21 protein-coding genes are annotated in these 23,528 nt (G+C 64.1%); 11 read left to right on the forward strand and 10 right to left on the reverse strand.

What is annotated here, in order from left to right:
* Positions 1-106: 106 nt before the first annotated feature.
* Entirely contained in the window at positions 107-2,290 is a 2,184-nt protein-coding gene (locus V0R59_RS26840) for a hypothetical protein (RefSeq protein WP_330073544.1), read from the forward strand.
* Positions 2,291-2,491: 201 nt separating this feature from the next.
* On the opposite strand, the gene V0R59_RS26845 is transcribed toward V0R59_RS26840, so the two are convergent.
* Positions 2,492-2,797 carry a DUF2288 domain-containing protein gene (locus tag V0R59_RS26845; RefSeq protein ID WP_330073543.1) on the reverse strand — a complete coding sequence of 102 codons (306 nt, stop codon included), beginning with the start codon at positions 2,795-2,797 and terminating at the stop codon, positions 2,492-2,494.
* Between the two features lie 365 nt (positions 2,798-3,162).
* On the opposite strand from V0R59_RS26845, the gene V0R59_RS26850 reads away from it, so the two are divergent.
* The 7 genes from V0R59_RS26850 (at position 3,163) to V0R59_RS26880 (ending at position 10,738) form a co-directional block, all read left to right on the forward strand.
* Positions 3,163-4,278 carry a branched-chain amino acid ABC transporter substrate-binding protein gene (locus V0R59_RS26850; RefSeq protein ID WP_330073542.1) on the forward strand — a complete coding sequence of 372 codons (1,116 nt, stop codon included), beginning with the start codon at positions 3,163-3,165 and terminating at the stop codon, positions 4,276-4,278.
* Between the two features lie 228 nt (positions 4,279-4,506).
* Positions 4,507-5,430, forward strand: a complete 924-nt coding sequence (livH, locus tag V0R59_RS26855; RefSeq protein ID WP_075804495.1) for a high-affinity branched-chain amino acid ABC transporter permease LivH — start codon at positions 4,507-4,509, stop codon at positions 5,428-5,430.
* Complete coding sequence (locus V0R59_RS26860; protein ID WP_330073541.1) at positions 5,427-6,683, forward strand: high-affinity branched-chain amino acid ABC transporter permease LivM; 1,257 nt, start codon at positions 5,427-5,429, stop codon at positions 6,681-6,683. The genes livH and V0R59_RS26860 overlap by 4 nt, the downstream gene beginning before the upstream one ends.
* On the forward strand, positions 6,680-7,447 hold the full coding sequence (gene livG / locus V0R59_RS26865; RefSeq protein ID WP_330073540.1) for a high-affinity branched-chain amino acid ABC transporter ATP-binding protein LivG: 768 nt from the start codon (positions 6,680-6,682) through the stop codon (positions 7,445-7,447). Before V0R59_RS26860 ends, livG begins: the two co-directional genes overlap by 4 nt.
* Entirely contained in the window at positions 7,448-8,149 is a 702-nt protein-coding gene (locus V0R59_RS26870; protein WP_330073539.1) for an ABC transporter ATP-binding protein, read from the forward strand.
* Between the two features lie 192 nt (positions 8,150-8,341).
* Positions 8,342-9,016: a COG3650 family protein gene (locus V0R59_RS26875; RefSeq protein ID WP_330073538.1), complete on the forward strand. Its 675-nt coding sequence runs from the start codon at positions 8,342-8,344 to the stop codon at positions 9,014-9,016.
* A 105-nt stretch (positions 9,017-9,121) separates the two neighbouring features.
* Complete coding sequence (locus V0R59_RS26880) at positions 9,122-10,738, forward strand: NAD(P)/FAD-dependent oxidoreductase (protein WP_330073537.1); 1,617 nt, start codon at positions 9,122-9,124, stop codon at positions 10,736-10,738.
* A gap of 111 nt (positions 10,739-10,849) precedes the next feature.
* Here V0R59_RS26880 and V0R59_RS26885 read toward each other — a convergent pair whose 3' ends face one another.
* A complete protein-coding gene (locus V0R59_RS26885; RefSeq protein WP_330073536.1) occupies positions 10,850-11,944 on the reverse strand; it encodes a PLP-dependent cysteine synthase family protein in 1,095 nt (364 codons plus the stop codon).
* 205 nt (positions 11,945-12,149) lie between these two features.
* Between V0R59_RS26885 and nhaA the strand changes: the two genes are divergently transcribed.
* A complete protein-coding gene (gene nhaA, locus V0R59_RS26890; protein WP_330073535.1) occupies positions 12,150-13,331 on the forward strand; it encodes a Na+/H+ antiporter NhaA in 1,182 nt (393 codons plus the stop codon).
* Positions 13,332-13,398: 67 nt separating this feature from the next.
* On the opposite strand, the gene V0R59_RS26895 is transcribed toward nhaA, so the two are convergent.
* Positions 13,399-13,863, reverse strand: coding sequence for an outer membrane lipoprotein (locus tag V0R59_RS26895; protein WP_009398593.1), 465 nt, complete (start codon positions 13,861-13,863; stop codon positions 13,399-13,401).
* A gap of 146 nt (positions 13,864-14,009) precedes the next feature.
* On the opposite strand from V0R59_RS26895, the gene V0R59_RS26900 reads away from it, so the two are divergent.
* Positions 14,010-14,243: a hypothetical protein gene (locus V0R59_RS26900; protein ID WP_330073534.1), complete on the forward strand. Its 234-nt coding sequence runs from the start codon at positions 14,010-14,012 to the stop codon at positions 14,241-14,243.
* Here the strand turns inward: V0R59_RS26900 and pdxH are convergent.
* The 5 genes from pdxH to dinG all read right to left on the reverse strand — a co-directional run bounded on the left by pdxH (position 14,240) and on the right by dinG (position 21,828).
* Positions 14,240-14,887 carry a pyridoxamine 5'-phosphate oxidase gene (pdxH, locus tag V0R59_RS26905; protein WP_330073533.1) on the reverse strand — a complete coding sequence of 216 codons (648 nt, stop codon included), beginning with the start codon at positions 14,885-14,887 and terminating at the stop codon, positions 14,240-14,242. The genes V0R59_RS26900 and pdxH overlap by 4 nt on opposite strands.
* 21 nt (positions 14,888-14,908) lie before the next feature.
* Positions 14,909-15,904, reverse strand: a complete 996-nt coding sequence (locus tag V0R59_RS26910; RefSeq protein WP_330073532.1) for an OmpA family protein — start codon at positions 15,902-15,904, stop codon at positions 14,909-14,911.
* 87 nt (positions 15,905-15,991) lie between these two features.
* A complete protein-coding gene (locus V0R59_RS26915) occupies positions 15,992-17,137 on the reverse strand; it encodes a serine hydrolase domain-containing protein (protein ID WP_330073531.1) in 1,146 nt (381 codons plus the stop codon).
* 144 nt (positions 17,138-17,281) lie between these two features.
* On the reverse strand, positions 17,282-19,519 hold the full coding sequence (locus V0R59_RS26920; RefSeq protein ID WP_330073530.1) for a beta-galactosidase: 2,238 nt from the start codon (positions 19,517-19,519) through the stop codon (positions 17,282-17,284).
* A gap of 164 nt (positions 19,520-19,683) precedes the next feature.
* Positions 19,684-21,828, reverse strand: coding sequence for an ATP-dependent DNA helicase DinG (gene dinG / locus V0R59_RS26925; RefSeq protein WP_330073529.1), 2,145 nt, complete (start codon positions 21,826-21,828; stop codon positions 19,684-19,686).
* 99 nt (positions 21,829-21,927) lie between these two features.
* Between dinG and V0R59_RS26930 the strand changes: the two genes are divergently transcribed.
* A complete protein-coding gene (locus V0R59_RS26930; RefSeq protein WP_330073528.1) occupies positions 21,928-22,392 on the forward strand; it encodes a CopD family protein in 465 nt (154 codons plus the stop codon).
* A 48-nt stretch (positions 22,393-22,440) separates the two neighbouring features.
* Here V0R59_RS26930 and V0R59_RS26935 read toward each other — a convergent pair whose 3' ends face one another.
* On the reverse strand, positions 22,441-23,199 hold the full coding sequence (locus V0R59_RS26935) for a collagen-like triple helix repeat-containing protein (protein WP_330073527.1): 759 nt from the start codon (positions 23,197-23,199) through the stop codon (positions 22,441-22,443).
* The gene (locus V0R59_RS26940) at positions 23,192-23,467 is read right to left on the reverse strand and encodes a DUF1145 domain-containing protein (RefSeq protein WP_330073526.1); all 276 of its coding nucleotides are present in this window, start codon (positions 23,465-23,467) and stop codon (positions 23,192-23,194) included. Before V0R59_RS26940 ends, V0R59_RS26935 begins: the two co-directional genes overlap by 8 nt.
* Between the last annotated feature and the right edge of the window lie 61 nt (positions 23,468-23,528).

Consider the following 23,528-nt stretch of genomic DNA (forward strand, 5'->3'; position numbering starts at 1 on the left):
CTATCGCTTGTGCCAGAGACGCGCTGATACAGTCGCGACACTTATCCAGGGATGGCTCAATGATATCGACTGTTTCAAGGCCTCCCCACCAGGCAAATGGCGCAAAATGACCTCCAAGAATACTCCTGCCACCGTGATTTCCGAGCTGCTTTCAGCTACCGCGCCCACTTCCTACGGGTCCCGCAGTTATTACAGCCAGCCGACGCTGAGTCCCCAGCAATACCTGTATTTCACCGAACCCGATACCCAGCGCATCCTCGACAACCTCGACGGCCTGCGCGACCTAGTGTTTCCGCCTAGCCTGCATGTCGAGGATGATGCCCAGCTGCGCCTGGACCAGCAGTTCCCCTCGGTGTGCCTGATCGGCCTGGGCCGCTGCGGCTCGAACATCGCCCTGGATGTCGCCGAACTGGTCTACAACGCGCGGACCTTCTACCTCAACGAGTTCAACAACGAGGACCGCGCGGGCAACGACCCGAGCTACAACCCGGCGCGCTGGATCCGCAACAACCTGCGCCTGGTCCAGGCCAAGAGCGCCAAGCCGGTGTTCCTGGTGGAGCCGCTGGTGATGCTCGGCGACCTGGACAAGGACATCGCCGGGCGCATCCGTTTCTCGCGCAAGGGCGAGAAGAGCGGCTTCCTGCGCGACTACAGCAAGATGAAGATCATGGACCTGTCCGAGGTGCATGCCGGTGGCGCCGGTAACGCGCCGATCCTCGGCCAGTACCTGGCGAAGATCATCCTCAACAAGGAAACCCACCGTTTCTCCAGCGCCGACTGGAAGCTGATCCACTCGTACCTGATCGATTCCTGCGGGATCAAGGCCAACCAGTCGCGCCTGTACTTCTATATCTTCAGCGCCGGGGGCGGCACCGGCTCGGGCATGGCCTCGGAGTTCGGCCTGGCCCAGCAGTTCTCGTACATGAACAAGACCTTCGACACCAAGCCGGCCGACGAACAGGACGGCGAGGCGGGGCATTCGTTCGTGTTCGAGCCGATCTTCACCAGTGGCATCTGCGTGCTGCCGAACATTTCCGATCATCGCAGCGAGATGTCCGAAGCCCTGCATATCAACGCCGGACGCCTGCTGTGCAAATACCTGTCCGAGGAATGGGACTTCTCCTACAACTTCGACAACGAAGACAGCAGCGAAGCCAGCGTCATGGGGCGTATCCGCCCGTGGAACGCGATGATGCTGATCTCCAACGACATCATGCGCTACGCCGAAGAAAGCGATGACGGCAACATCCAGAACATCGACGTCAACGCCATGGAGAAGCACGCCAACCAGTACATCTCCCAGCAGATCTTCAACATCCTCACCGCCCAGGCGGTGACCACCGACTACGACCAGAACTACTTCCGCCGCGCCGGCATCGACATCGGCGAGACCATCCGCCTGGACGCCAACGACCTGTTCATGAGCCTGGCCGGCCCGGTGGCGATCGCCTATGCCGAGTCGGTGGTCCCGGAAACCCCGGGGCAGAGTTCGGAAAAAGGCTTCAAGGTATTCGAGAAAGAAGCGCCGCGGCTGGACATCGACGACCTGTTCTTCCGCTCCATCGACCTGCCGCACTTCAACAAGGACACCCAGGCCATCGAGGGCATCAGCCTGCTGCCGATCGAGTCCAAGCGCTACCGCGCGGCGCTGGAGCAATACCGCAACTCCGGCTGCGACGCCGCGGCGCTGCATGACCTGCATTTCTTCAAGAACTGCTCGTCGGTGGTGTCGATCGTCTCGCTGCCCAAGGACTACAAGCTGTCCTACATGGACCTGAACCGGCTCAAGACCCACCTCAACAGCCTGTTCCCCAACACCACCCTGAAGCGCTACGCCCTGGTGATCGGCGCCTCGGCCAACCTGTCGCTGACCACCCTGATCGCCAAGAGCCCGTGCCTGTCGGACGACTTCCTGACGTTGATCGTGGCTTTCATCAAGCGCTGCTTCGCCAAGGCGCCATACCGTTTCGATGACACCCTGGACAACGCCATCCTCGACTTCATCACCCAGGAGGAATTCGAGGAGGAACGCATCGACGATCTGCTCAGCGAGTTCGAGAACCCGGCGAAGATCCTCGATACCAACTGGTATGCGATCAAGCCGATGTATGAGAAGAAGTACCGCGAGTTGATCAACGACAAGAGCAAGTTCGTCTCGATCAACGACATTCGCTTGTCGCGGGAGTGCGTGAAGAAAGCGGTGAAATACTTGCGCGAGATTTATCGCCACCGCATTGGCAAGACCAAGGTCATTTCCCTTAATAGCCATACCGGGAAAGTCGACTACTAAGTCACTTTACGAAAGAACGACGCGGCCCCTGCAGGATCTGGCTTGCCAGCTTTTGCAGGGGCCGCGTCATTTTCATGCCTGGTAACTGTTACCGCCCCCAGGTGGTTCAGGGGCATTGTTACCAACCGTCACCCTGCCTGATCGACCTCACGCACCAAAATGGACCCGCTGTGCGTTTTTACGCACCAAATAAGATCCGGCTTACACGGATTTGCGTTCCTGGATGACGATGAACGGCGACACCACCACCGCCCATATCTCTGGATCGCGGCTCTGCAGGTCAAGTGCCTGCTCTGAACTGACCGCCCCGACAGTGCCAGCATTACGCCACAGGGCCACGCTTTCCGAGCGATTCTCGGCCATTGCCTGTGCGACTTCGATCAGGTCCAGGGTCGGGTCGACCCAAATCAGGTCACCCTTGGCCCAAAAACGCTCCAGGGCCTTCCACTCGATTACCGCCGTCTCACCGAGCAATTTGGCATAGAGGGTGCTTGGTTCATCAGTCATGGGTTCCACCAAAAATAATCCGGATCAAATGAAGGCCGCTATTTTTGCAGAAAAACCCAGTTTCAAATAAGTAATTGGTCGACGGGATCAACGAAGCCAAACGTTTCCGGACACTTCCGGATGAACAGAAGACGCTTTTTTGTATCTTTATGTCGACCACGCGACACCCTCGGTTTTTGCCTCGGCGGGCCCGCTTTTCAAGCGATGAAGCGGCGCTCTACACTGTACCGGTACAGTTGCCTGGGCATTCACCGGGGGCGATACCGGCAAGTCAGGCTGCGATACGGCGTGGCCGTACCGGGTCTGTCGGGTCCTCTGCCCTGGCGCAAGGACGATAAAAATTACAACAGAATGAGTGGAGCACTATGAGTAAAGTTTCCAAGCTGTTCGCCGCGATGGTCCTGGCCGGCGTCGCCAGCCATTCCTTCGCCGCCGATACCATCAAGATCGGCATCGCCGGCCCGAAGACCGGCCCGGTGACCCAATACGGTGACATGCAGTTCATCGGTGCCAAGCAAGCCATCAAGGACATCAACGCTGCTGGCGGTGTCGATGGCAAGATGCTCGAAGCCAAGGAATACGACGACGCCTGCGACCCTAAACAGGCCGTGGCAGTCGCCAACAAGGTGGTCAACGACGGCGTCAAGTTCGTCATCGGTCACCTGTGCTCCAGCTCCACCCAGCCAGCGTCCGACATCTACGAAGACGAAGGCGTGATCATGATCACCCCGGCTGCCACCAGCCCGGAAATCACCGCCCGTGGCTACAAGCTGATCTTCCGCACCATCGGCCTGGACAGCGCCCAGGGCCCGGCCGCCGGCAACTACATTGCCGACCACGTCAAGCCGAAGGTCGTTGCGGTCCTGCACGACAAGCAGCAGTACGGTGAAGGCATCGCCACCGCGGTCAAGTCGACCCTGGAAGGCAAAGGCACCAAGGTTGCCGTCTTCGAAGGCCTGAACGCCGGTGACAAGGACTTCTCGTCCATCATCCAGAAGCTCAAGCAGAACAACGTCGACTTCGTCTACTACGGCGGCTACCACCCTGAGCTGGGCCTGATCCTGCGCCAGGCGAAAGAGAAAGGCCTGAGCGCCAAGTTCATGGGTCCGGAAGGCGTCGGCAACGACTCCATCTCGCAGATCGCCCAGGACGCTTCCGAAGGCCTGCTGGTAACCCTGCCGAAGTCCTTCGACGCCGATCCGGAGAACAAGAAGATCGTCGACGCCATCAAGGCCGACGGCAAGGATCCTAGCGGTCCGTTCGTGTTCCCTGCCTACTCTGCGGTCGAGCTGATCGCCCAGGGCATCAAGGCCGCGAAGAGCGAAGACACCGACAAGGTGGCCGCGGCCATCCACGGCGGTACCTTCAAGACTCCTACCGGCGAACTGTCCTACGATGCCAAAGGCGACCTGAAAGACTTCAAGTTCGTGGTCTACGAATGGCACTTCGGCAAGCCGAAAACCGAAGTCTCCCCTCAGTAACACCATCTGATACATGACTGAAAAGCCCACTGTGCGAGCAGTGGGCTTTGTTTTACGAGGTTCATGGACCCGTTTCCCGCGATCCGGGATCGGGTCCACCTGAAAATCTTAAAACCGTCACCAGCGGTTCCCTGGCGATGCATGCGTCGAAGTGGCCCCAGACCACAAGGCCATGCCGGGCAACAGCCCGCCAGCGAAATGCATATTCAGGTTTTTAGGAGCGCTGTAATGCCTGAGATCTATCACTTCTTCCAACAGCTGGTTAATGGCCTGACCATTGGCAGCACCTATGCCTTGATAGCCATTGGCTACACAATGGTTTACGGCATCATTGGAATGATCAACTTCGCCCATGGCGAGGTGTACATGATTGGTTCCTACGTGGCCTTCATCGTCCTTGCCGGGCTGGCCATGATGGGCATCCACTCACTGCCGCTGCTGATGACCGCCGCGTTCATCGCGACGATCGTCGTTACCAGTGCCTACGGCTACAGTATCGAACGGGTCGCCTACCGGCCGCTGCGTAACAGCAACCGCCTGATCCCGCTGATTTCCGCCATCGGCATGTCGATTTTCCTGCAGAACACCGTGCTGCTTTCCCAGGACTCCAAGGACAAGTCCATTCCCAACCTGATCCCGGGGAGCATCTCCTTCGGTCCGGGCGGCGCGGAGGAAGTCCTGATTTCCTACATGCAGATCCTGGTCTTCGTGGTCACCCTGATCGCCATGACCGGCCTCACCCTGTTCATCTCCCGTTCTCGCCTGGGCCGCGCCTGCCGTGCCTGCGCCGAAGACATCAAGATGGCCAACCTGCTGGGCATCAACACCAACAACATCATCGCCCTGACCTTCGTCATCGGTGCCGCCCTGGCCGCCGTGGCCGCGGTCCTGCTGAGCATGCAGTACGGCGTGATCAACCCCAACGCCGGCTTCCTGGTGGGCCTGAAGGCCTTCACCGCGGCAGTCCTCGGCGGCATCGGCAGCATCCCGGGCGCCATGCTCGGCGGCCTGGTGCTGGGTGTGGCCGAAGCCTTCGGCGCTGACATCTTCGGTGACCAGTACAAGGACGTCGTTGCGTTCGGCCTGCTGGTTCTCGTCCTGTTGTTCCGTCCGACCGGCATCCTCGGCCGTCCGGAGGTTGAGAAAGTATGAACAGACATCTCAAAGCGGCGTTCTTCAGCGCCCTGCTGGTCTGGGCCGTGGCCTTCCCGGTACTCGGCCTGAAACTCAGCATCGTCGGCATCAACCTGGAAGTGCACGGCCAGGGCCCCTTCACCCTCGGCGTCATTGCCCTGTGTTCGGTGCTGATGTTCCTGCGCGTGCTGTTCGACAAGCAGTGGAGCGCGGTGATGCGTTCCCGCGACCGTGGTCCGCTGGTGCCGCCGAAGGTGAGCAACTGGCTGACCCTGCCGAAGACCCAGCGCTACATCATCCTCGGCCTCATCGTGGTCGCCCTGGTCTGGCCGTTCTTCGGCTCGCGCGGCGCGGTCGACATCGCCACCCTGATCCTGATCTACGTCCTGCTCGGCCTCGGCCTGAACATCGTGGTCGGCCTGGCGGGCCTGCTCGACCTGGGTTACGTCGGCTTCTACGCCGTCGGCGCCTACAGCTACGCGATGCTCTCGCACTACTTCGGCCTGAGCTTCTGGGTATGCCTGCCGATCGCCGGCCTGATGGCGGCCACCTTCGGCTTCCTGCTGGGCTTCCCGGTGCTGCGCCTGCGTGGTGACTACCTGGCGATCGTGACCCTCGGCTTCGGCGAGATCATCCGCCTGTTCCTGCGCAACCTGACCGAATGGACCGGTGGTCCGAACGGCATCAGCAACATCGAGAAACCGACCTTCTTCGGCCTGACCTTCGAACGCAAGGCCGCCGAGGGGATGCAGACCTTCCACGAGTTCTTCGGCCTCGAATACAACTCGATCAACAAGGTCATCTTCCTCTACCTGGTCGCCCTGCTCCTCGCCCTGCTGGCCCTGTTCGTCATCAACCGCCTGCTGCGCATGCCGATCGGGCGTGCCTGGGAAGCGCTGCGTGAAGACGAGATCGCCTGCCGCGCGCTGGGCCTGAACCCCACCGTGATCAAGCTCTCGGCGTTCACCCTGGGTGCCTGCTTCGCCGGTTTCGCCGGTAGCTTCTTCGCCGCCCGCCAGGGCCTGGTGACCCCGGAATCCTTCACCTTCATCGAATCGGCGATCATCCTCGCCATCGTCGTCCTCGGCGGCATGGGCTCCCAGCTGGGCGTGATCCTCGCGGCCATCGTGATGATCCTGCTGCCCGAGCTGATGCGTGACTTCAGCGAGTACCGCATGCTGATGTTCGGCGCCCTGATGGTGTTGATGATGATCTGGCGTCCGCAGGGCCTGCTGCCTATGCAACGTCCACACATGGAGCTGCGTCGATGAGCCGCGAAATTCTGAAAGTCAGCGGCCTGAGCATGCGCTTCGGCGGCTTGTTGGCGGTCAACGGCGTGGCCCTGACCGTCAAGGAAAAACAGGTGGTTGCCCTGATCGGCCCGAACGGCGCCGGCAAGACCACGGTGTTCAACTGCCTGACCGGCTTCTACAAACCCAGCGGCGGCACCATCCTCCTCGATGGCCAGCCGATCCAGGGCCTTGCCGGCCATCAGATCGCCCGCAAGGGCGTGGTGCGGACCTTCCAGAACGTGCGTCTGTTCAAGGAAATGACCGCGCTGGAAAACCTGTTGATTGCCCAGCACCGTCACCTCAACACCAACTTCTTCGCCGGTCTGTTCAAGACCCCGTCCTTCCGCCGCAGCGAGAAGGAAGCGATGGAGCGTGCGCTGTACTGGCTGGACAAGGTCAACCTGACCGAGTTCGCCAACCGTACCGCCGGGACCCTGGCCTATGGTCAGCAGCGCCGCCTGGAAATCGCCCGCTGCATGATGACCCAGCCGCGGATCATCATGCTCGACGAGCCCGCAGCCGGCCTCAACCCCAAGGAAACCGAGGATCTCAAGGCACTGATCGCCTACCTGCGCGAGTCCCATGACGTCACCGTGCTGCTGATCGAACACGACATGAAGCTGGTCATGAGCATTTCCGACCATATCGTCGTGATCAACCAGGGCACGCCGCTGGCCGATGGCACGCCGGAACAGATCCGTGACAACCCTGATGTGATCAAAGCCTACCTGGGGGAAGCGTAAATGCTGCAGTTCGAAAACGTTTCCACCTTCTATGGCAAGATCCAGGCGCTGCACTCGGTCAATGTGGAAATCAATCAGGGCGAGATCGTCACCCTGATCGGCGCCAACGGTGCCGGCAAGTCGACCCTGCTGATGACCCTCTGCGGTTCGCCGCAGGCCCACAGCGGCAGCATCCGCTACCTGGGCGAAGAGCTGGTTGGCCAGCCGTCCTCGCACATCATGCGCAAGAGCATCGCCGTGGTCCCTGAGGGCCGCCGTGTGTTCTCGCGCCTGACCGTCGAGGAAAACCTGGCGATGGGCGGTTTCTTCACCGACAAGGGCGATTACCAGGAGCAGCTGGACAAGGTCCTGCAACTGTTCCCGCGCCTGAAGGAACGCTACAGCCAGCGTGGCGGCACCATGTCCGGCGGCGAGCAGCAGATGCTCGCCATCGGCCGCGCGCTGATGAGCAAGCCCAAGCTGCTGCTGCTCGACGAGCCGTCCCTGGGCCTGGCGCCGATCATCATCCAGCAGATCTTCGACATCATCGAACAGCTGCGCCGCGATGGCGTGACCGTGTTCCTGGTGGAGCAGAACGCCAACCAGGCGCTGAAGATCGCCGACCGTGCCTATGTGCTGGAAAACGGCCGGGTGGTGATGCAGGGGACTGGTGAAGCGCTGCTGACTGATCCGAAGGTGCGCGACGCCTACCTGGGCGGCTGACCTCCCGGGCCTCATCGCTGGCAAGCCATCTCCTACAGTGACCGCGTACACCGCCGCCCCTGTGGGAGCTGGCTTGCCAGCGATAGGCCCTTACAGGTCATGAACACTTCCCTGACACAACTTCACTTGTGATCCCACCCCACCCTGCGTACCGTTGAAAGCTTTTCTGGCCGAGATCCGGAGTTTTCCCGAATGCGCATCCTCCCTTCCCTGTTCGCCGCCGCCCTGCTGCCGCTGTTCGCCGGTTGCCAGTTGCTCACCGACCAGCCGGAATCCGTCTCCACCGCTGGCATGACCCGCCTGCAAGGCGAACTCAGCGCAGCCAATGGCCAGTTGCTGTTCAAGCCCTGCACCGAGAGTCGTCGCTTCGTCGTCAACGACGCTGGCAACACCGGCCTGCTCCAGGAAGCCGCCACCCTCGCCGCCACCCCCGGCACGCTGTTCGCCGACCTGCGCGGAACCCTGTCCGCCAATGCGGACAAAGGCGCCGACGGCCAGTTCAACGTGCACCAGCTGTATCGCGTCGAACACTCGTCCAGCGCCTGCACCGACCCCAACTTCAAGCGCCTGACCCTGCGCGCGTTCGGCCAGGAGCCGTTCTGGAACCTGAACGTCAGCGGCCAGGGCATGGTCCTCAACCGTCCCGAACAGCCACCACTGGCCCTGCCCTACCTGGAAGAGCAGATGCCCGGCGGGGGCATCAGCGTCAGCAGCGAGGCCAACGGCCAGAAGGTCGAGCTGTGGCTGGCCCCGCAACGCTGCGTCGACGTGGCCACCGGCGGCGTCAGCCACCTGACCGCGCAACTGCGCATCGATGGCCAGACCCTGCAGGGCTGCGGTTACTACGGCGGCTCGCGCAACGACTGACCACCGGCGCATATTCAATCTGCCTGCCCGGCCGGCGAAAGCTTTATACTTGGCGGTTTGTGTAAAGCCGCCGGCCCTTCCATGGCCGGGATACTGGACCCTGTCATGCTACGAATCACCGAACTGAAGCTGCCGCTGGATCATCCCGACGAGGCCCTGCGCGAGGCCATCGTGCAACGCCTGGGTATCGACGACGCCGAGCTGCTCGACTTCTCCATCTTCAAGCGCAGCTACGACGCGCGGAAGAAGAACACCGAACTGCTGTTCATCTACGCCATCGACCTCACCGTCCGTGACGAAGCCGCCGTGTTGCGCAGGTTCGCCGACGACCACAATGTCGGCGTCGCCCCGGATGTCAGCTACAAGCCGGTGGGCGTGGCGCCCGCAGGCGGCCTGGCCGAGCGGCCGATCGTGGTCGGCTTCGGCCCCTGCGGCATCTTCGCCGGCCTGATCCTGGCCCAGGCGGGCCTGCGTCCGATCGTCCTCGAACGGGGCAAGGAAGTACGCCAGCGCACCAAGGACACCTGGGGCCTGTGGCGCAAGAGCGTGCTCAATCCCGAGTCCAACGTGCAGTTCGGCGAAGGCGGCGCCGGGACCTTCTCCGATGGCAAGCTGTACAGCCAGATCAAGGACCCGAAGCACTACGGGCGCAAGGTCCTGCACGAGTTCGTCAAGGCCGGCGCGCCGGACGAGATCCTCTACGTCAGCAAGCCGCATATCGGCACCTTCCGCCTGACCGGCATGGTCGAGAACATCCGCGAGGAAATCATCGCCCTGGGCGGTGAAGTGCGCTTCGAGCACAAGGTCACCGACCTGCTGATGGAGGACGGCCAGCTCAACGGCGTGGTCCTGCACAACGGCGAGGAGCTGCATTCGCGTCACGTGGTCCTGGCCCTCGGCCACAGCGCCCGCGACACCTTCCGCATGCTCCACGGCAAAGGCGTGTTCATGGAGGCCAAGCCGTTCTCCATCGGTTTCCGCATCGAGCACCCGCAGTCGCTGATCGACAAGGCGCGCCTGGGCAAGTACGCCGGCCACCCGAAACTCGGCGCCGCCGACTACAAGCTGGTGCACCACGCCAAGAACGGCCGTTCGGTGTACAGCTTCTGCATGTGCCCGGGCGGTACCGTGGTCGCCGCCACCAGCGAACCGGGCCGGGTGGTCACCAACGGCATGAGCCAGTACTCGCGCAACGAGCGCAACGCCAACTCCGGCATCGTGGTCGGCATCACCCCCGAGCAGGATTACCCGGGCGGCCCGCTGGCCGGCATCGAGTTGCAGGAGCGGCTGGAGGAGCTCGCCTATGTCCTGGGTGGCAGCAACTACCAGGCACCGGCGCAGTTGGTAGGCGATTTCGTTGCAGGACGTCCGTCCACCGCCCTGGGTAGCGTCGAGCCGTCCTACAAGCCGGGCATCAACCTCGGCGACCTGGCCCCGAGCCTGCCGGACTTCGCCATCGAGGCCCTGCGTGAAGCGATCCCGGCGTTCGACCGGCAGATCAAGGGCTACAACCTGCACGACGCGATTCTGACCGGGATCGAGACCCGCACCTCGTCGCCGCTGCGCATCACCCGTGATGAAACGCTGCAAAGCCTGAACCTGAAGGGACTGTTCCCGGCGGGTGAAGGCGCGGGCTATGCCGGGGGAATTCTCTCGGCCGGGGTCGATGGCATTCGCATCGCCGAAGCAGTGGCCAAGAGCATGCTCGGGATTTCCGAGTAGGGCTTCAGGGCCTCATCGCCGGCAAGCCGGCTCCCACAGGTTCTGTGTGCGCCGCGAACCCTGTGGGAGCGGGCTTGCCAGCGATGAGGCCGTCAGCAACACCACATGACTTCAGACTCCCTCGCGCAACACCGTCTCCGGCAACGCCCGGCCCTGCTCCACGCACCCCGCCACCACCTCGATCAGGGGCTCCAGCGCATGCCCCTGCTGTCCCAGCCATTCCTCATCGTAGTAAGTCGTCGCATAGCGCTCCCCACTGTCACAAAGAATCGCCACGATCGACCCGGACTCCCCCGCCGATTGCATATGCAACGCCGCCTGCAACGCCCCGACCAGGTTGGTCCCGCTCGATCCCCCGACCCGCCGCCCCAGGCGCCGCGCCAGATAGTGCATGGCCGCCAGGGACAGTGCGTCAGGCACCTTGACCATGGCATCGATCACCGCCGGCAAAAATGACGCCTCGACCCGCGGCCGCCCGATCCCTTCGATTCGCGACCCGCAGTCCAGACGCAGCGAGCGATCCCCCGTGCGATAGCAATCGAAGAACACCGAACGCTCCGCATCGGCACACAGCACCCGGGTGGGATGCCGGCGATAGCGCACGTAACGTCCGAGGGTCGCGGTGGTACCGCCGGTGCCCGGGCTGGAAATCAACCACGCCGGCTCGGCATGCCGCTCGAAGTGCATCTGGCTGAAGATCGACTCGGCGATGTTGTTGTTCGCCCGCCAGTCGGTGGCGCGTTCGGCGTAGGTGAACTGGTCCATGAAATGCCCGCCGCTCTCCCGCGCCAGGCGCTCGGACTCGGCGTAGATCTGCGTCGGGTCCTGCACCAGGTGTGGCCGGCCGCCATAGAACTCGATCTGGGCGATCTTTTCCCGCGACGTGGTCGCCGGCATCACCGCGATGAAGGGCAGGCCAAGCAGACGTGCGAAGTAGGCCTCGGAAATCGCCGTCGAACCGCTGGACGCCTCGATCACCGGCGCGCCGGGCCGCAGCCAGCCGTTGCACAACGCATACAGGAACAGGGAACGGGCCAGGCGATGCTTGAGGCTGCCGGTGGGATGGCTGGACTCGTCCTTGAAATACAGGTCGACGTCGGGGAAACCGGCCATCGGCAGGGGAATCAGGTGGGTATCGGCGCTGCGCTGGAAATCGGCCTCGATGATGCGGATGGCTTCACGGACCCAGGTGCGATGGTGATTCATTGGCGGTTCTCGGGCGTCAGGAGCGAAAGACTGTAGAAGCAGCTACCGTCCATACAAGCAAATTCCTACGCGCTTGCCAGAAAAGCACGATAGCCATGAAAACACTGAAATAGCTTATAACAAAAAAGAATATAATTTTTATTTTATTGAATAACACAACCCGTTAGGGTGGTCAGCCTTTTTGCCATTCGATGGAGGAGCGACCTTGCCTCTGCGTAGCACTTTCACCCGATTCTTCCAACTGGAAGCCGCCAGCGGCCTGCTGCTGATCGCCGCCGCGGTCCTGGCCCTGATCGTCAACAACTCACCCCTGTCGTGGCTGTACAACGGCCTGCTCGAAGTGCCCGTGGCCGTGCAGATCGGGGCCCTGAGCATCGCCAAGCCGCTGCTGCTGTGGATCAACGACGGCCTGATGGCCCTGTTCTTCCTGCTCATCGGCCTGGAGGTCAAGCGCGAGCTGGTGGAAGGCCACCTGTCCAAGCCGTCCCAGGTGGTCCTGCCCGGCGCGGCGGCCATCGGCGGCATGCTGGTGCCGGCGCTGATCTACTGGTTCCTCAACCGCGACAACCCCGCCGCCATTGCCGGCTGGGCCATCCCCACCGCCACCGACATCGCCTTCGCCCTCGGCGTGCTGGCCTTGCTCGGCAAGCGCGTGCCGGTATCGCTGAAGCTGTTCCTGATGACCCTGGCGATCATCGACGACCTCGGCGCCATCATCATCATCGCCCTGTTCTACTCCGGCGCCCTCTCCACCCTCTCGCTGATGCTGGCGGCAGCGTGCCTGACGGCGCTGGTGGCGATGAACCGGCTGGGGGTGGTCAGGCTCGGACCGTACCTGGTGATCGGCCTGATCCTCTGGGTCTGCGTGCTGAAGAGCGGTGTCCACGCCACCCTTGCCGGCGTCACCCTGGCCCTGTGCATTCCACTGCGCACGCGCAACGCCGAGACCTCGCCGCTGTTGAGTCTGGAACACGCGCTGCATCCCTGGGTGGCCTACGGCATCCTGCCGCTGTTCGCCTTCGCCAACGCCGGCGTGTCCCTGGCCGGGGTCACCCTGGAGAGCTTCACCCATGCCGTGCCCATGGGCATTGCCATAGGCCTGCTGGCGGGCAAGACCATCGGGGTGTTCGGCCTGACCTGGATCGCCATCAAGCTCGGTCTCGCCGCCCTGCCCGTCGGGGCCAACTGGGGGCAGATCCTCGGCGTGGCAATCCTTTGCGGCATTGGCTTCACCATGAGCCTGTTCGTCGGCTCCCTGGCCTTCGAGCCCGGGGTCAGCGACTATGCCGGCATGGACCGCATGGGTATCCTCACCGGCTCGATCATCGCGGCGATCGTCGGCTACGCCATCACCGCAGCGTCCAGTCCGAAACAGCCCGCCAACTGATCGCTGGCAAGAAAAAACCCCGAGCGGCGCAAGCCGGCTCGGGGTTTTTCGTTGTTGCCGCCAGCGTTCAGTGGCTGACGCGGCTGGTGCCGTTGACGGTCATGATGCGCACGCGCTCACCGACCCGGAAAATCTCGTTTTCCTGAACCTGCTGCACGTAGGCGCGCATGCTGCCGTCGTCTTCACGCACGGTGATTTCCACGCCCTGGGTACGGGTCAGGCCTTCTTCGGCGGCGGATCCCGCCAGGCCACCAGCGACCGCACCGATCACCGCCGCGACGATACTGCCGCGACCGCCACCGATGGCGCTACCGGCGACACCACCGACGACCGCACCAGCGCCACCGCCGATCGGGGTCTTGGTGCCTTCGATCTTCACCGGACGCAGGGATTCGATGGTGCCCATGCGCACGGTCTGCACGCGACGCGCCTCGTCCCGGGAATAGGAATCACCGGACAGGTTGGAGGCACAACCGCCCAGCAGCAACGACATCGTGGTGAACGATGCGACCAGCAGTACAGATTTACGCATAGGATCATCTCCTTAAAGACAGGTGCTCATTAGACTGCGCGCATTGACGACTGTCACGATGCGCCCAGGGAAAAATTGCTTCCATTCAGCTTCAGTACAGGCAGCAGGCCCTGAACCTTCAGAAGACTTGGGAAACAAGAATAGACATGGATTACTTCATCATCGCCATCACCACCGTGGCCGGCCTGTATTTCCACGGTTGGCTGTATGTGCGGATCCGTCGCTGGACCGACCGCGACCTGGCCTTGTCCTTTGCCGGCAAGGACCAGGACAAGCGTGCGTTCATGCTGCAGAGGTTGGACGCCGCCAGGGCGCAGAAGGTCAAACGGAAAGAGCTGGCGGCCTGGCTGGAACGCGAGGCCGCCGGATACAACGCTTAAGGCGCCAGGCGCTCGCGCACCCAGGCGCCTGCTTCCAGGCGATAGTTGAGACGGTCATGCAGGCGGCTCGCACGACCCTGCCAGAATTCGATGCGCTCCGGCAGCAGGCGATAGCCACCCCAGTGTTCCGGGCAATGCGGCTGGCTGTCGCTGAAACGCTGTTCGGTGGCCTTGAGCAGGTCTTCCAGTTCGCCGCGATCGGCGATCACCCGGCTCTGCGGTGACGCCCAGGCGCCCAGGCGGCTGCCCAGTGGACGCACCTGGTAATAGGCATCGGATTCCTCCGGCGACACTTTCACCACCTTGCCCTCGATGCGCACCTGGCGCTCCAGCGCCGGCCAGAAGAAGGTCATCGCCGCGAACGGATTGACCTTCAGGTGCTGGCCCTTGGCGCTCTCGTAGTTGGTGAAGAAGGTGAAGCCGTGTTCGTCCAGGCCCTTGAGCAGCAGGACGCGGCAATGCGGCCGGCCCTGCTCGTCGACGGTGGCCAGGGTCATGGCGTTGGCCTCCACCGGCGCCTGTTCGGTTTTCACCGCGTCGGCGAACCACTGGTGGAACAGGGCAAAGGGCTCGGCCGGGGCCTGCGCCTCGGCCAGGCCATCGCGGGTGTAGTCACGGCGCATATCAGCCAGGGATTGAGTCATCTACAGCGTTCCTTGAGAGGATCAGTTGGTCTTCGCAGGGCTGTTGTTGGCCGCGACCTTCTTCGCCGCGGGCTCGGCTTTTTTCGCAGCCGGTTTGGCTGGAGCCGCTTTTTTCGGGGCCGCAGCGGTTTTCGCCGGGGCTGCTTTCTTCGCCGCAGCCGCCTTGGCCGGAGCCTTGGCTGCCGCTTTGGCCGCAGGCTTGGCGGCAGCAGCGGCCGGCTTGGCGTCCTGCACGGCAACCAGTTCGGCCGGGCTCGGGGTTGGCTGGCGGTACTTGGCGACCAGCGCAACCATGGTGGCCTGCGGGGTCAGGATCATTTCCACCCGGCGGTTCAGCGAACGGCCTTGCGCACTGTCGTTGGCCGCGCGCGGTGCCACCGAGCCCATGCCACGCAGGTTCAGGCGGTCACGCTGCAGGCCGCTGAGACGGAAGATTGCCGAGACCGATGCCGCGCGCTCCAGGCTGAGTTTCTGGTTGGCGGCAGCGGCGCCGCTGCTGTCGGCATGGCCGAGGATCAGCACGGCGGTCTTGGTGTCGGTCTCGACGAGCTTGGCGACCCGGGTGATAGGCGCAAGGGAGATCGGCAGGAGCATCGCCGGGCGGTCCGGGTTGTAGCCACTGTCCACCGGCAGGGTCACCACCAGCACGTCTTCGCGGCGCTCCAGTTCCAGCTTGCTGTCCTTGATCGCTTCGCGCAGCTTCGGCTCGTAGCTGTCCAGCCAGGCCTGGGTGGCCTTGGTGTCGATCTTCGGCACGGCGGCGCTCTTCTCGGCGGCCTTGTCGTCGCTACCGCCGAATGGCCACCACCAGCTACCGCCCTCGGACTTGGCTTCCGCCTTGGCCTCGGCCTTGGCGACTTTCTCGTTGACGGCGTCCTTCACTTCCTTGTCGGCCACCTTGTCCGAGCCGAACGGCCACCAGCTGCTACCGCCGTCGGCGCTGTCGTTCTGGGGATGCTGGGCGCAGCCGGTGATGGCCAGGCACAGGGCGAGAGCTAAGGTTTTGTGTGAAGACATCAGCGATACACCATGAAAATGAAAGAAAAATACAAATGAAGTGGTTGCAGAATAGCCAACGGCGGCCCTGAGTACAGGGCCAGCCGATCAAAGGCAGGTCGCCAGGACCCGCACCAGTTTTTGCGCACGGGGGTCCATGAGGATGTAGGGGCCCAGGGTGTTGGTGACGAAACCGAAAGCGACGTCATGTTCCGGGTCGGCGAAACCGACCGAGCCCCCCGCCCCCGGATGGCCGAAGGCACGGGCGCCGAGGCCGAAGGTGGCGTTGGCCACCTGCGGCTGGTCGAGCATGCAGCCGAGGCCGAAACGGGTCTGGGTGAGCAGGGTCTTGTCTTCGCCCAGGCTGTGTTCGCGGGTCAGTTCGTCGAGCAGGTCCGACTCCAGCAGGCTGCCGTCGAGCAGGCCGGCATAGAAGCCAGCGAGGCTGCGGGCATTGCCGTGACCATTCGCCGCGGGCTGCTGCATGCGCCGCCACTCCGGTTTGTTGGTGCTGGTGAGGATCGCCGGCGGGTTGGTGAAGGCGCGGGTCGACAGGGCCTGGGGCTCGGTCATGGTGACCTTGAGCAGGCGCTGCGCCGCGGCATCGCCGAGATTGCCCTTGCCGCGGGCGATATGGGCGACGCGGTGGAACTCGGCGTCGTCCAGGCCGATGTGGAAATCCAGGCCCAGCGGCCTGGCCGTGCGGGCGACGATGGACTCGCCCGGGCCGCGGCCATCGACACGGCGAATCAGTTCGCCGACCAGCCAGCCGTAGGTGATCGCCGCGTAGCCATGGGCCGTGCCCGGCGTCCACCACGGCGCCTCGGCGGCCAGCGCATCGACCATGGCCTGCCAGTCGTAAAGCGCTTCAGCGGGCAGCAGTTCGCGGATCGCCGGCAGGCCGGCCTGGTGGCACAGCAACTGGCGGAGGGTCACTGCCTCCTTGCCGGCCTGGGCGAACTCGGGCCAGTAGCGGGCCACCGGGGCGTCCAGTTGCAGCTTGCCCTCGCCCACCAGTTGCAGGGCGGTGACGGCGGCGAACGGCTTGGTGCAGGAGAACAGGTTGGCGATGGTATCGCTGTGCCAGGCCTCCTGGCCGTCCTTGTCGGCAGTACCGGCCCAGAGGTCCAGCACCGTCTCGCCGCCAACCTGGATGCACAATGCCGCGCCGCGCTCCTGGGGATCATCGAAGAGGGCCGCGAAGGCCTCGCGCACCGCTTCGAACTTGAGCTCGAAATGACCCTGAATCTGCACCCGGCGACTCCTGCACAACCTGTCTGAAAAGTGGCGGGCATTGTTTCAGCCCGCGAGGGATTTGGGAACAGACGCGGGTCGGACAATGCCCACTATTCATCAAGGCAAGCCAGCGCCTGCAAGGCGCCGCGTCGGCTCAGCGAATCACTTTGCCGCCTCGCCTTCCGGCTTGTGCGCCGTGCCGACGATCTCCTTCTCCACCTGCAGGTTGGCCTTGCGTACCTGATCGATGAAGCCTTGGTACGGCACGTCGGTGATGCCCACCAGGCCGAAGTGGCCATTCTCGCCATCGAGCACGCGCCCGCTGGCCGGCTGGTCGAAGAACTGGAACCAGTGCGCGCCGACGATGGCAGGTTCAGCCAAGGCTGCCTTGAGGAATGCGCCGTAGGCCGGACCGCGATCTTCCTCGCGGGCAACTTCCATCGGCCCCGGCCAGAACGGCCCGCGGTCGCGGGAGCCGAAGTGGAACTCGGACACCAGGATCGGCTTGTCCAGCGCCCGCAACTGGGCGAAGTCGTAGCCGTCCTGGGGTTTGGGCGTATAGAAGTTGAAGCTCAGCACGTCGCAGTACTGGGCGCAGGCCGCCACCGCTTCCGGCGTGGTGACGGCGAAGCGACCGCCCAGCAACAGGTGGTTCGGCGCGTGCCATTTCAGCGCATCGGAGATGGTCTTGAAGTAGGCATCGGCGAAGGAGCGCTGGAAGTGCTTGAAGTCTTCCTCGATCTCGGGGTGCTCGGGGCTCGGCAACGGCGGCTCGAAGCCCGGGTCTTCCATCAGTTCCCAGGCGCTCAGCTGGATGCCCCAGGCCTTGGACAGGCCTTCCTGGTTGCGGTACTTGTCGCGCAACTGCTTGAGGAAGGCGCGCTTGGCCGGGACGTCGGTGGTCAGGCGCAGGGTGCCGTAGGCCAGGCCGTAGCGCGACTTGGGATCGTCACCAGGGGCGGCCCAGGCCAGCTCGTTGTCGGCGAAGTAGCCAATCAGCCATGGGTCGTCACGGTGATCGCGAGCGGCGATGGCCACGGCGCGCTCGGTAGCCATGGCGAAGCGCGGATCGAACGGGTCGGGCATGGCGCCCCACCAGTCCATGCCGGTGCTGATGCTGGCGTAGTCGCCGACGATGGCCAGCGGCAGGGTGTAGGGCACTCGCTGCGCTTTCTCCAGGCTCGGCTCACTCCAGTTGCCAAGGGTGTTGAAACCCCAGGCCTGCAGGCGGTCGAGGGTGTGGGTCTGCCAGCGGCCGGCATCGATAGTGGGCGTCGGGCACGGCTCTGCGGCGGATTTCACACAGGGTTTGCCGTAACTGCGTTCGAGGTTGGCGGCATAGAAGTCGAACCAGCGGCCCTGGTTGAAACCACGCCCCTTGGACGACGCGTTGCCGTCGTTGTTGTTGCCCTCGCCATAGAACGCCGCCAGTGGCGAATCCGCGGCAGGCAGCTCGCTGAACATGCTTTCGCGCCCGGCCACGTAGGTGCGGCCGGGTTCGTCGTTCACCGCGTTGACGCCCAGGGAATAGAAAGGATGGCCTTCCGGCGTCACCAGGTACCAGCGGCCATCGCGCTTGACCGTGCGGAAGAAGCCCTTGGCATCGAAGGTCTGTCCGCCGGTCCAGCCGCCGAAGCGATCCAGGGGTTGTTTCTGGCGCTCGGCCAGCCAGCTCTTGAGCTGTTGCTGCTCCCTGGCGGCGGCGCTTTTCAGTTGTTCGTCATTGCCGACCTTTTCCGGCCAGCGGCCGCGGGCAGACTGGCCGTAGCCGTCGATCAGCCCGGTGTAGGCGGCTTTCTGCAGATTGTCATCGTCCTGCAGGTTGATCTTCTCGACCAGCACGCTCTGGGCCACGTTCGGCTGGTTCATCGACAGCGTCACGGCGGTGACCTGGCTCAGGTCCAGCTCGCCGCTGCTGCTGGTGAGCAGCACGCGCTGGCCTTCAAAGGTCCAGGGCATCGGCGGGCCGGCGCGCATGCCCTGGCTGAGCGGCGAACTGGCCTGCAGCGGGATGACCACGGTCTGCGCCGGGCCTGCGGGCAGGTCGATGCGGCTGGTGAGGGTCTTGCCGTCGGCGCTCTCGATGCTGACGTTGACCGTCAGGGCCCAGTCCATACCGCTCTGCAAGCGCAGGGTCAGGGCCCTCTGCGCCGACCAGTCCCACACGCCGGCCTGCGGGCTCATCCGCAGGTTGGGACGCTGCGCCGGGTTGAATACCACGCGGCGCAGCACCTCGCCTTCGGCCGTCTGCTCCGCGTTGTACTGCGGCAGGCTGGCATCCCCGGTCGCCACGCTGACCACCGAGGTCGGGCGCACGAAGTTGAACAGCGTCTGTTGCCCGGCCAGCAGGGGTTGGCTGATCAACAGGGCGAGGGCGGCGGGAAGGGTACGGCGCAGCATGGGGGTGTGATTCTCCTTGAGGGTCTGGTTAAGACCTTGATTCCGGTGAATTGACAGCATTCGGGGCAAAAGATTTTTTGTGTTGTCGAGGGCCTCATCGCTGGCGGGCCAGCTCCCACAGGGATTGCGGTACCTGGAGGAGCTGGCTTGCCAGCGATCGGGCCTCAGGAAATCTCCCGACGGAAAGGCGGCAACGCGTTGAGGATAGCCTTGCCATAGCGCTGGGTGACCACCCGGCGGTCCAGCAGGGTGATGATGCCGCGGTCTTCCTCGGTACGCAGCAAGCGCCCGCAGGCCTGGATCAGCTTGAGCGAGGCATCCGGCACGGCGATCTCCATGAACGGGTTGCCGCCACGGGCCTCGATCCACTCGGCCAGCGCCGCTTCCACCGGGTCATCCGGCACGGCGAAGGGGATCTTGGCGATCACCACGTGCTCGCAGTAGGCCCCTGGCAGGTCGACACCTTCGGCGAAGCTGGCGAGGCCGAACAGCACGCTGGAATCGCCACCATCGACCCGCGCCTTGTGCTTGTTGAGGGTCTCCTGCTTGGACAGGTTGCCCTGGATGAACACCTGCTTGCGCCAGTCGCGGTCAAGGCCGTCGAACACGTCCTGCATCTGCTTGCGCGAGGAAAACAGCACCAGCGAGCCTCGCGAGCCTTCCACCAGCTCCGGCAGGTCGCGGATGATCGCCGCGGTGTGGGCGGCGGCGTCCCGGGGGTCGGCGCGCAGGTCGGGCACCCGCAGCACGCCGGCATCGGTATGGTGGAACGGGCTCGGCACCACGGCGGTGACCGCTGCCTTGGGCAGGCCGGAGCGCATGCGGAAACGGTCGAAGGTGCCCAGCGCGGTCAGGGTCGCCGAGGTCACCAGAGCGCCGTGGGCGACGTTCCACAGGTTGCGCCGGAGCATCTCGGCGGCAAGGATCGGGCTGGCGTTGACCTCGATGTCGAACAGCGCCCCGCTCTCGGCCAGGGTCAGCCAGCGCGCCATGGGCGGGCTGTCTTCCGGGTCTTCGGCGGTGAAGGCGGTCCACAGCTCCCAGTTGCCCTGGGCGCGGGTCAGCAGGGTGCCGAACAGCGGGTACCACTCCTCGGCCTGGTGGCTGGCGATGCCGATGTTGACCTCGCCATCCATGCCTTCCTTGAGCAGGTCGGCCAGGCGGGTGAACAGGTCGTTGAGACGGGCGAAGCCTTTCTTCAGTTCGATGCCGATCTCGCGGATGTGCTCCGGCACCACCCCGCCAACGAAGCGGTAGCGCGGGCGCTCGCGACCTTCGGCGTCCTCGCCGGGACGGAAGTCGGCCACCTGCTCGCAGGCGGCGAACATGAACTGCTGGTGGTTCTTGATCTCGCGGGCCAACTCCGGCACCTGCTCGATGTACTTGCCCAGGTCGCCCGGCAACGGGTGCTGGGCCAGCAGCTTGGTGAGGTTCTTGGCGGTCTGCTCCAGCCAGTCAGCGGTGGAGCGCAGGCGGCTGTAGTGGGCGAAGTGGCCGATGGCCTTGTCCGGCAGGTGGTGGCCTTCGTCGAACACGTACATGGTGTCGCGCGGGTCCGGCAGCACGGCGCCGCCGCCCAGGGCCAGGTCGGCGAGGACCATGTCGTGGTTGGTGACGATCACGTCGACCTTGCCCATGCCTTCGCGGGCCTTGTAGAAGGTGCACTGGCCGAAGTTCGGGCAATGGCGGCCGGTGCACTGGCTGTGGTCGGTGGTCACCCGCGCCCAGTCCTGGTCTTCCAGGGCGGTGGGCCAGCTGTCGCGGTCGCCGTCCCAACGGTTGCCGGCGAGCTTCTCGATCATGCTGTTGAACAGCTTCTGGCTGGCCTCGTCCACCTCGATCCTGAAGCCTTCTTCCTCGAACAGCTGCGCGGTGGCGCTCTGTGCATGGCCTTCCTGCAGCAGCAGGTCGAGCTTGGACAGGCACAGGTAGCGGCCGCGCCCCTTGGCCAGGGCGAAGCTGAAGTTCAGGCCGCTGTTGCGCATCAGGTCCGGCAGGTCCTTGAACACGATCTGTTCCTGCAGGGCGACGGTGGCGGTGGCGATCACCAGGCGCTTGCCCGCAGCCTTGGCTGCGGGGATCGAGGCCAGGCTGTAGGCCACGGTCTTGCCGGTACCGGTGCCGGCCTCCACCGCCACCACGGCCGGGTCGCCGCTGCGCCGGCCTTCGTCATCGACGTCGATGTCGCCCAGCACCTTGGCGACTTCGGCGATCATCAGGCGCTGGCCATAGCGTGGCTTGAGGCTCTTGGCTTCGAGAAAACGCGAGTAGGCGCCCTGAATCTGGGACTTGAGTTCGTTGCTGATCATGGTCTCGGGCGCCCGTGGAGGGCTGGATATATTTTCAGTGTTTTCGGTGAGCCGGCTATCATACCCGCCAATTGCCCTTTGCGCTGACTGGAGTGCCCGATGACCGCCTTTGCCCTTCCTTATAGCCTGCATGTCCTGGCCGCCCTGGTCTGGGTCGGCGGCATGTTCTTCGCCTGGATGGTCCTGCGCCCGGCGGCCGCCACGGTGCTCGAAGGCCCGGCCCGCCTGCAGTTGTGGGTGGAGGTGTTTCCGCGTTTCTTCAGCTGGGTGTGGATCTCGATCCTGGTCCTGGCAGTAAGTGGTGTCGGCATGTTGCACATGCACTTCGGCACACTGGATACGGCACCGCGCCATGTGCAGGTGATGATCGGTGGGGGGATCGCGATGTTCGCGCTGTTCATGCGGATCCAGAGCCTGTTGCTGCCGGAGTTGCGCAAAGCGGTGGAGGCGGGTGACTGGGCGGCAGGAGCTGCGGCACTGGGGCGAATCCGCAAGATGGTGGGGATCAACCTGCTGCTGGGGATTACCGTGGTGCTGGTGGCGGCTTCAAGGTTGTCGTTTTGATTAAAGGGGCTCATCGCCGGCGATGAGCCCCTTGATGGATAGAGAAGATCAGAGGCGCTGAACGTTCAACTCTCCAGCCGCCCCCGCCATCCCCGGCTGCCCGGCCACCCCGGGCCGGCCATTCGCCCCGGCCTCGGTGCGATACACCAGGCAGCCCTTGCTCGCACCGCCCTGCCCCGCCTTGCCTGGCGCGCCCGCGACACCCGGCGCGCCGCCGTCGAGACGAACCTTGATCTGCTCCGCCGGATAATCCGCCGGCAATGCCAGGTGCACGCGGCCGCCCGCCGCACCGTCATGCCCGTTGCCGCCATCGTCGCCATTGGCACCGCGGCTGGCCGAGCCCCAGGTGCAGCCACCGGCCTCGCCGTTGCCACCATCCAGGCCGGCATACCCAGGTGCACCCGCACCACCGCGGGCATCGATGGCCAGCAGCGGTGCCTGCAGGGCGCGCAAGCGCAGGTCCAGGCTGCGCCCCGGTCGGGCCGCACGTTGATAGTTGCCCGCCGCCCCGGTAGCGGTGATCAGGCTGCCCTCGGCCAGTTGCGCCCGGGCCACCTCGATGCGCAGCGGATCATCGGCCGACACCACGGAAATCCGCGCATCACGTCCCAGCGTCAACTGATCGACCCGTAATTCCACCAGGCTGGCGGGCAACACCAGGGTGGCGGAGTCCGCCACGTCGATCTGCTGCAGGTGAACGACACTGGCCTTGTTCGCCAGGCGCAGCACCGAATGGGGTGCCACGCTCAGGGAATCGGCCAGCACCAGCGGGCTGAACAACGCGGTCAACAGCATCAGCTTACGCATGCGGTACTTCCTTGCGGGGTGCGGGGATGGAAAGAATATGGAAGATGCCCACCAGCAGGATCTGCAGGCGGTCGAACCAGCGATGGCTGCGCTCGCGCAGGCGACCGTTGTAGAACAGCACTTCGAGCACATGCAGCCCCAGCAACGCCGCCCCGGCCAGGTTGATCAGCTGGTGGAAGGGTCGTTCCGCGGGTATCAGCAGATTGACCAGCACCACCCACCAGAACACCACGGTCAGGGCCTTGAAGATTCCCAGCAAGCCTTTCATGGCATCACCTCTTCAATGGTTCGCGTCAGCCGTGGCAGCCCGCCAGGAGACAGACCGCCAC

This window comes from Pseudomonas ulcerans, assembly GCF_036324125.1.
GTDB classification, from domain to species: Bacteria; Pseudomonadota; Gammaproteobacteria; order Pseudomonadales; family Pseudomonadaceae; genus Aquipseudomonas; species Aquipseudomonas ulcerans.